Here is an 8,538-nt window from a genome sequence, read left to right on the forward strand (position 1 = left end):
GTGACGTACGGACCCGGTTCGGAAGCGTCGTCAGTCGCGACGACGGAGCAGGAACACGGTCGAGCCCATGTCGCGCGATGCGATGTGGACGCCGTGTTCGGCCGCGACCTGCTCGAAGCCGTCGTCGAGCAGCGCCTGCAATGTCGCCATGTACTCGTCGTCCTCGAGCGTGTGGTCGTTGAAGGACACCACCACCATGTCGCCGGGACCGACCGCCGATGCGACGAGGGTGAGCGTTCCCGCCGGGGCGGCACCCACGCTGATCACACCGCAGGCGACCACGGCGCGGTAGGTGCCCGGGCTGACGTCGAGTTGACCGGCGGTGAGCTGCCAGAGTCGCCGATACGCACCTGAGTGCTCGGCCTGCTCGAGCATGCCGGTGGACAGGTCGGTGCCGTCGATCGTGGTGAATCCGGCATCGGCGAGCGCTCGCCCCGACATGCCCGATCCGCATCCGAAGTCGAGGACCGGTGCATCGTGATCGGTCAGATGCTCGGCGAGCAACTCCGCGATGCGTCCCGGTGTGGCGTAGCCGCTCACCTCGAGGTCGTGGTCGTACGATGCTGCCCAGTCGTCGTACAACTCGGCCTGGGTCGTCGGATCCGACGATGCGGCGTAGACGCGGTCGAGTGCTTCCTCTGCGCTCATGGATGCAATGTAGGCGATGGACGCTGAACGCATGTCCGGTGAATCGGGCGGTCGCGCGGGCGACGGGCCAGACTGGACCGATGCCGTCGGACCCCGCTGCGACACGACCGAACTCCGACGATGACGAGAACGTCGATCCCGAGATCGACATCGACTACCTGCCGCGGATCCTCAACGCCCGGGTGTACGACGTCGCGATCGAGACGCCGTTGGAGCCGGCGTCGGACCTGTCGCGCCGACTCGGCAACCGGGTGTTCCTGAAGCGCGAGGACCTTCAGCAGGTCTTCTCGTTCAAGCTGCGCGGCGCCTACAACAAGATGGCTCACCTCACCGACGATCAGCTGGAGCGAGGTGTCATCGCATCATCCGCGGGGAACCACGCGCAGGGCGTCGCTCTGGCGGCGAACGAACTCGGCTGTCGGTCCGTGATCGTGATGCCGACGACCGCGCCGCAGCTCAAGGTGGACGCGGTCGCCGCCCGAGGGGCGGAGATCGTGTTGCACGGCGAGTCGTACACCGAGGCGTTCGCGCGGGCGAACGAGCTGATGCGCGAGCAGGACCTCACGTTCGTGCATCCGTTCGACGACCCCGACGTGATCGCCGGGCAGGGAACGATCGGCATGGAGATCCTGCGTCAACACGGCCGCCCGGTCCACGCGATCTTCGCGGCGATCGGCGGTGGCGGACTCATCAGCGGGGTCGCCGCGTACGTCAAGCGGGTCCGTCCCGACATCAGGGTGATCGGCGTGCAGCACGTCGACTCCGACGCGATGGCCCGGTCGGTCGCCGCGGGGGAGCGGGTGGAACTCGCCGATGTCGGGTTGTTCTCGGACGGGACCGCGGTGAAGGCGGTCGGGGTCGAAACGTTCCGACTGGTCCGCAAGCACGTCGACGACATCCTGATCGTCGACACCGACGAAACGTGCGCCGCGATCAAGGACGTCTTCACCGACACCCGCACCCTGCTCGAACCGGCCGGCGCGTTGGCGATCGCGGGGATGAAGAAGTACGTCGCCGAGACGGGCATCGAGGGCGAAACACTCATCTCCGTCGCATGCGGCGCAAACATGAACTTCGACCGGCTGCGTTTCGTGTCGGAACGCGCCGAGATCGGCGAGCGTCGGGAGGCCGTGTTCGCCGTGACGATTCCGGAACGCCCCGGGAGCTTCCGCCGATTCTGTGAGTTGGTCGGCGACCGCAACGTCACGGAGTTCAACTACCGCATCAGCGACGAGAGCGATGCCCACGTCTTCGTCGGCGTGAGCGTCACGTCACGGGCCGGCGCCGACGAGGTCGCCGACATCTTCCGGGCCGACGGCTTCGAGACCCTCGACCTCACCGACGACGAGTTGGCCAAGGTCCACCTCCGACACCTCGTCGGTGGGAAGTCGCCGTTGGCGTCGGATGAGCTGCTGCTGCGGTTCGAGTTCCCGGAACGTCCCGGCGCGCTGATGGCGTTCCTCCGGGCGATGCAACCCCACTGGAACATCTCACTGTTCCACTACCGGAACCACGGCTCCGACAGCGGACGCGTCCTCGTCGGAATGCAGGTGCCGGAGTCGGACCGCTCGACGTTCATGGTCTTCCTCGACGAACTCGGCTACCGCTTCTGGGACGAGACCGAGAACCCCGCCTACAAGCTCTTCCTGTAGCAACGGTTCGTCGGTGCCCGTCACCGATGAACAATCTCAGCTGAGGAGGTGGCCGGCGATGATCATCTTGCGGACCTCGGTGGTGCCGGCACCGATCTCGAGCAGCTTCGTCCCGCGGAACAGCCGGTTGACCTCGGTCTCCCAGATGTAGCCGTTGCCGCCGTGGATCTGCACCGCGTTGTCGAGAACCTGGTTGCACATGTTCGCCGCGTACATCACCGCCGCGGCCGAGCGGGCGTGGATGTCACCGGCGCCCGACTGGTCGTGTCCCGCTTCGTCGGACTCGGCCAGCACCTGCCACACGAACGTCTTCATCGTCTCGACCCAGACGTACATGTCGGCGAGGCGGGACTGGATCATCTGGAACGATCCGATCGGTTGACCGAACTGCTCGCGGGTCCCCGCGAACTCGACCGAGAGTTCGAGCGCCCGCTCCGCCATGCCGACGTTGATCGCCGCGATCATCGCCCGCTCGATGTCGAGTCCGCTCATCACGACCTTGTGGCCCTGGTCGAGTTCGCCGACGATGTTCTCGGCCGGGATCACCATGTCGTCGAAGTGGAGCTCCGCGGTCTGGCTGCCGCGGAAACCCATCTTCACGAGCTTCTGGGCGACGTTGAACCCGGGGGTGTCGCACTCGACGACGAACGCCGTGATCCCTTTCGACCCGGCGTCGGGCGTGGTCTTCGCATACAGGAGGCACACGTCAGCGACCGGACCGTTGGTGATGTACAGCTTCGATCCGTTGACGACGTAGGTGTCGCCGTCCCGGACGGCGGTCGTCCGCATCGATCCCAGCGCGTCGGACCCGGCACCCGGCTCGGTCAGGCCGAGGCAACCCGTCCATTCGCCGGAGCAGAGCTTCGGGAGGAACCGGGTCCGGACGTCGTCGTTGCCGTTCGCGTAGATGTTGTTCGCGCAGAGGTTGTCGTGGGCGACCCACGAGAGCCCGAACGCGTGGTTCCACCGTGAAAACGCCTGGAGGACGAGCCCGGACTCGAGCATCCCCATCCCGGCGCCGCCGTACTGCTCGGGCACGGTCGCTCCGAGCAGGCCGTTGGCGCCGAGTTTCGCCATGATCTCGGGCGGCCACCACTCGTCGTTGTCCATCTTCTCGGCCAGCGGGAACAGCTCGTTGCGTCCGAACTTGTCGGCCACGTCGAGCAGCGCCAGTTGGTCGTCGGTGAGTCCGAACTGCGTCATGGGCCCACAGTACGTCCGGTCAGAGCGAGGACCAGAACGAGACCAGTTGTTCCGCCGCTCCATCGGGATCGCTGACCATCCACCAGTGTCCCTGGCCCTCCAGACGCAGTTCCGGCACGCCGAGTCGTTCCGCCACCGCCGGGGCGAGGTCGGCAGCAACGTACGCATCGTCGGCGGCGGTGATGATCGCGCCGGGTCGGTGGTCCGATGCCGCCAGTCGATCGGCCAATACCTGCAGCGCCGACTCCGGCGCCGATCGATACAGGGCAAGGATCGCCCGACCCATGTCCGGATTGATCGCCGGTGCGATCTCGGCGGCCATGTCGTCCGGCAACCCGAGTCCGGTCAGGAGCGCGACTCGATCGGCCAACGGAGGACTGACCATCGCCTCGATCACCTGCTCGCCGACGTCGGGCCGTTGCCACATCGTGGCCATGTCGTGCCATCGGTAGTCAGGGTGGAGCAGACCGGCGATGTCGGCGACCCATGATCGGACGAGATCGGGCCGCTCCGCCATCAGCCGATAGACGTGACCTGCTCCCCAGTCGTGGCCGACGATGTCGATCGGCCCGGCGCCGTCGGCATCGAGTCGTTCGAGTTCGGCGACGAGCCACTCGGCGTACGCGTCGGCCGATGGCGAGAAGTCAGCCGGGAGTTGTGCGCCGAATCCCGGCGGGGCCAGCGTGCGGACTCGGTCGATCCCGCGTTGCCGGAACGAGTGGATCAACGGTTGCCAGAGCGCAGGGGTTTCGGGAACACCGTGCACGAGCACGACGGTGGGGTCGGTGGTGTCGGCCATCTCACAGGATCCCACAACGTTCCCGAAGGCGGGTCGGTCGGGGGGCTTTGGCTACGTTCGGAGGATGAGCGATGCAGAGGTCGGTTCCGAGTTCCAGGGTCGGGTGGCGATCGTCACCGGGTCGTCCGCAGGGATCGGTGAGGAGACCGCCCGTCGGCTGTCGGCACTCGGTGCGAAGGTCGTCGTGAACTCCGCGTCATCGGTCGAGTTGGGTGAGGAGGTCTCGGGGTCGTTGCCCGGCGAGTCGATCTACGTACAGGCGGACATCGCCGACCAGGCACAGGGCCACGCTCTGGTCGACCGGACCATCGAGGAGTACGGACGCCTCGACTACTTGATCAACAACGCCGGATGGACCACCTCGATCGATCACGGTGATCTCGACGGGCTCACCGACGAGATCTTCCAGAAGACGTTCGACGTCAACGTGTTCGGAACGTGGTGGCTCACCAAGTACGCGATTCCGCACCTGCGTGAGTCCGATGACCCGAGCATCGTCAACATCACGTCGATCGCCGGAGTTCGCCCCGTCGGATCGTCGATGGCCTACTCGATGACGAAGGCCGCGCTCAACCAGATGACCGTGCTCCTCGCGAAGTCGTACGGACCGATCCGGGTGAACGCGGTGGCTCCCGGTCTCGTCGCGACCCGCTGGACCGCCGATTGGGATGCGATGCACGAGGCAGTGGCGGCCACGGCACCCGTTCCTCGATCGGCCACGCCCGACGATTGTGCCGAAGCGGTGCTCGCGTTGCTCCGGAACAAGTACACCAGCGGCGAGATCTTCGTCGTCGACGGTGGGCTCACCCAGCGGATGTAGCGAGCAGAGTCCGTCGGTGCCGGTCGCCGGCGGGCGTTCAGGACTCCGAAGCCAATTCGACGAGCCACGCAGGCAGTCGGGTCGGACGTCCTTCCAGCGTCGTGCAGCCGTGCACGGTGACGCCGGTGGTCCGGACCTCGTCGTCGACGGTCACCAGGTAGCTCATCTGGAACGTCGCCCGAGTCGCGGCGGCGAGGGTGACGTGGACCGTGACGACCTCGTCGAACCGACACGGTTGCCGGTACTGGAGAAACGATTCGAGCACCGGTGACTCCAATCCATCGGCACGCCAGTCGGTGAACGGGTGGCCGATGTGGGCGAGGAACGCCACGCGTGCTTCCTCGAAGTACGCGAGGTAGTTGGAGTGGTGGACGATGCCCATCGCATCGGTCTCCACGAATCGCACCCGGATCGAGTGGTGGAACTCATGGTCGTCGGGTCGGAGTGATGGTTCGACGGACAGGCGCACGTGGCGAGTCTGGCAGCACTCGGCGATGATGATGCCGATGACTCCGGCGATCCTGCTCCTCGAGCGCGAAGGTGTCCCCTTCGCGGTGCACGAGTACGAACGTGGGGAGGAACTGCGCGACTTCGGTCGAGAGGCGGCGGATTCGCTCGGCCTGCCCGAGGACCAGGTGTTCAAGACCCTGCTCGTCTCGGTGGACGACGAGCGTGACCCGGTCGTCGTCGTCGTGCCGGTCAGCTGCACCGTGTCCATGAAGCTCGCCGCCGCTGCGGTCGGAGCCAAGAAGGCGGTGATGTGCGACCCGGCCGTGGCCGAGCGCACGACCGGCTACGTCGTCGGTGGGATCAGCCCGCTCGGACAGCGCAAGCGGCTGCGCACGGTGCTCGACGAATCGGTCGAGTTGTTCGACACGATCTACGTCAGTGGCGGCAAGCGCGGACTCGACATCGCCGTCGCCCCCGACGAGCTGACCCGGCTACTCGACGCGACGATCGCGCCGATCACCGCGTAACGATCATCAGCGGGCCGGGTGGCGGAGCAGGGCTTCGATGCGCGCCACGCGGGTGCGCGCCGGCGGGTGTGACGCGTCGATTCGCTCGCGCCAGCCGACAGGGCGTGGACTCTGGCCCGCTGCGAGGACACGTCGGAGTGCGCTCGCCAACTCGCGTCCGTAGCCCATGCGAACCGCCCGCTGATCGGCATCGAACTCCGATTGATGGCTCACGAGGTTGCTGAGCGTCGCACTCGCCCGGATCCCCGCCGTGAAGATCCACGACACGGCATGGACGACCACCGCAGCAGCGTTCGTGAGCGCGTCGATCGCGGGGGAGTCCGGTCCGTACGCGTAGCGCGCGGCCTTGGCGACGTTCTCGAGGTACACCCCGATCCGTGCGAACAGCACCACCGGCATGGAGAGCCAGTGGCCGATGGTGATCGCGACGGTGTGCAGACCGAGGTGGTGGCTCAACTCGTGGGCCAGCACGCCCTGCAGTTCGGGCGTGGTCAGCTCCTCGACGGCGAACGACGTGACGACGACGAGGTGCCCGCCACATGCGAACGCGTTGAGGTCGTCCGACGGCAGGATGCGCACGACGTAGTGGTCCGGCTTGAGGCGGCTCGTCATCACGATCTCGCGCCACAGCGGCGCGATGGCGGCCTCCTCCGCGGCGGTCGGGCGACGCGCGCCGAGCACCGGGGTGAGGACCAGCACCTGGAAGTTGCGGATGAAGAGCAACGGGCCCGTCGCGGCGAAGCCGAGCAGGACCCAGACGAACGGAATGTCGGTGAGCAGACCCACCGGCAGCCACGCCAGGAACAGCGACAGCACCGAGAACGGCAGCATCGCGATCACCGGGACGAAGGCCGAGAGCGCGGACCGTTCGACGCGCCGCCGTTGCCCGGGCGATGTCTGTACGGCCATCGGGATGCAGGATACGACGCCGGAGCGGCGGGAGGCGCAGGTACCGGGGGCGCCTCGGACGGGCGCCCTACACTCGGATCGATGGCCGGTGACGCGACCACTCGGGACGAGCGGATCGCCGGTCGCGAGCGAAATCCCAAGTGGCAGAACCCGCCGCTGTTCATCGACATGCTCGACTGCATCAATTGCGATGCGTGCCTCCGCCACTGTCCACCGAACTTCGGGGCGATCTTCAATCACGGGCCGGACGTAGTGATCATTCCCGAACTGTGCAGCGGATGCGACAAGTGTCTTCCCGTGTGCCCGGTCGACTGCATCCACCCGATCGACGGATGGACACCGCAGCACGACGTGCCCGTCGACTGGTGGACGCTTCCACACTCCGAGCACGACCCGTACTGAACGGTGTGGGACACAGAGGAGCAGCGTTGATGAACGACTCGGTCGACGACCTGGGCGACATCGTGGTGGGACCGATCGAGGTCGTCGGATGCCACGCGGAGGGTGAGATCGGCGACGTGATCGTCGGTGGAGTCGCCGTCCCGCCGGGAGCCTCGGTGTGGGAGCAGTCGCGGTGGATCGAGTCGGACCAGCGACTGCGACGGCTGATGCTCAACGAGCCGCGAGGCGGGGTCTTCCGCCACGTCAACCTGCTGGTGCCCGCCATCGACCCGGCGGCCGACATCGGGTTCATCATCATGGAACCGATGGACACCCCGCCGATGTCGGGGTCGAACTCGATGTGCGTCGCGACCGTCGTGCTCGAAACGGGAATCGTCCCGATGACCGAGCCGGTCAGCACGGTCGTGCTCGAAGCGCCCGCCGGTCTCGTCCGAGTGGTCGCCGAGTGCGCCGACGGCAAGGTGACCTCGGTGACGGTACGCAATGTCGCCTCGTTCGTGTCGGAGACGGACCGATCGCTGCAGCTCGACGGTCACGGCACGCTGCGGGTCGACACCGCGTTCGGTGGCGACAGCTTCGTGATGGTCGATGCAGCAGACCTCGGGATCGACATCGTTCCGGAGAACGGTCGCGAGCTTGCTCGACTCGGATCGCGTATCACCCGAGCGGCGAACGAACAGCTGAGTTTCCGCCACCCGACGACTGCCTGGGACCACTTCTCGTTCTGCCAGATCGCCGGTCCGCTCGAACGTGGCGGTGACGGCGAATTCGCCATGACCAACACCGTCGTCGTCGAGCCCGGCAAGCTCGATCGTTCGCCCACCGGGACGGGGGTGTCGGCGCGGATGGCGCTGCTGCGTGCGCGTGGCGAGATGGACGTCGGCGATCGATTGCGGATGCGCTCGGTCATCGGCTCGGAGTTCGTCGGCACCATCGACGCCGACACGACGATCGGGGAGGGCGAGCAACAACGCGCCGCGATCATCCCGACGATCACGGGTCGCGCGTGGCGCTATGGCGACTTCGCCTACCGCCTCGATCCGACCGACCCGTGGCCGCTCGGCTACCGCGTCAGCGACACCTGGCCCACCTGAGCAAATGTCCGTTGGTGCCTGGCACCGACGGACA

The 8,538-nt window shown here is 66.8% G+C and carries 10 protein-coding genes; 5 read left to right on the forward strand and 5 right to left on the reverse strand.

Features of this window, described 5'->3' with window-relative positions; translation table 11 throughout:
• Positions 1-30 precede the first annotated feature (30 nt).
• Positions 31-648: a class I SAM-dependent DNA methyltransferase gene (locus ON45_RS11985; protein WP_040494162.1), complete on the reverse strand. Its 618-nt coding sequence runs from the start codon at positions 646-648 to the stop codon at positions 31-33.
• Between the two features lie 143 nt (positions 649-791).
• Between ON45_RS11985 and ilvA the strand changes: the two genes are divergently transcribed.
• Positions 792-2,300, forward strand: coding sequence for a threonine ammonia-lyase, biosynthetic (gene ilvA / locus ON45_RS11990; RefSeq protein ID WP_040494163.1), 1,509 nt, complete (start codon positions 792-794; stop codon positions 2,298-2,300).
• A gap of 36 nt (positions 2,301-2,336) precedes the next feature.
• Here the strand turns inward: ilvA and ON45_RS11995 are convergent, their stop codons facing one another.
• Both ON45_RS11995 and ON45_RS12000 read right to left on the reverse strand, forming a co-directional pair.
• The gene (locus ON45_RS11995; RefSeq protein WP_040494149.1) at positions 2,337-3,503 is read right to left on the reverse strand and encodes an acyl-CoA dehydrogenase family protein; all 1,167 of its coding nucleotides are present in this window, start codon (positions 3,501-3,503) and stop codon (positions 2,337-2,339) included.
• A gap of 19 nt (positions 3,504-3,522) precedes the next feature.
• Positions 3,523-4,302, reverse strand: a complete 780-nt coding sequence (locus tag ON45_RS12000; protein WP_040494151.1) for an alpha/beta fold hydrolase — start codon at positions 4,300-4,302, stop codon at positions 3,523-3,525.
• A gap of 64 nt (positions 4,303-4,366) precedes the next feature.
• On the opposite strand from ON45_RS12000, the gene ON45_RS12005 reads away from it, so the two are divergent.
• Positions 4,367-5,122 carry an SDR family NAD(P)-dependent oxidoreductase gene (locus ON45_RS12005; RefSeq protein WP_040494153.1) on the forward strand — a complete coding sequence of 252 codons (756 nt, stop codon included), beginning with the start codon at positions 4,367-4,369 and terminating at the stop codon, positions 5,120-5,122.
• Between the two features lie 37 nt (positions 5,123-5,159).
• Here ON45_RS12005 and ON45_RS12010 read toward each other — a convergent pair whose 3' ends face one another.
• Entirely contained in the window at positions 5,160-5,591 is a 432-nt protein-coding gene (locus ON45_RS12010) for an acyl-CoA thioesterase (RefSeq protein WP_051062956.1), read from the reverse strand.
• Positions 5,592-5,628: 37 nt separating this feature from the next.
• On the opposite strand from ON45_RS12010, the gene ybaK reads away from it, so the two are divergent.
• On the forward strand, positions 5,629-6,099 hold the full coding sequence (ybaK, locus tag ON45_RS12015; RefSeq protein ID WP_040494165.1) for a Cys-tRNA(Pro) deacylase: 471 nt from the start codon (positions 5,629-5,631) through the stop codon (positions 6,097-6,099).
• A gap of 6 nt (positions 6,100-6,105) precedes the next feature.
• Here the strand turns inward: ybaK and ON45_RS12020 are convergent, their stop codons facing one another.
• A complete protein-coding gene (locus ON45_RS12020) occupies positions 6,106-7,008 on the reverse strand; it encodes a M48 family metalloprotease (protein ID WP_040494154.1) in 903 nt (300 codons plus the stop codon).
• 81 nt (positions 7,009-7,089) lie between these two features.
• Between ON45_RS12020 and ON45_RS12025 the strand changes: the two genes are divergently transcribed.
• Together ON45_RS12025 and ON45_RS12030 are read left to right on the forward strand one after the other, a co-directional pair.
• The gene (locus tag ON45_RS12025) at positions 7,090-7,410 is read left to right on the forward strand and encodes a 4Fe-4S dicluster-binding protein (RefSeq protein WP_040494155.1); all 321 of its coding nucleotides are present in this window, start codon (positions 7,090-7,092) and stop codon (positions 7,408-7,410) included.
• Between the two features lie 29 nt (positions 7,411-7,439).
• Entirely contained in the window at positions 7,440-8,504 is a 1,065-nt protein-coding gene (locus tag ON45_RS12030) for a proline racemase family protein (protein WP_051062957.1), read from the forward strand.
• Positions 8,505-8,538: the final 34 nt, after the last annotated feature.

Source organism: Ilumatobacter nonamiensis YM16-303 (assembly GCF_000350145.1).
In the GTDB taxonomy this organism is placed as follows: Bacteria; Actinomycetota; Acidimicrobiia; order Acidimicrobiales; family Ilumatobacteraceae; genus Ilumatobacter_A; species Ilumatobacter_A nonamiensis.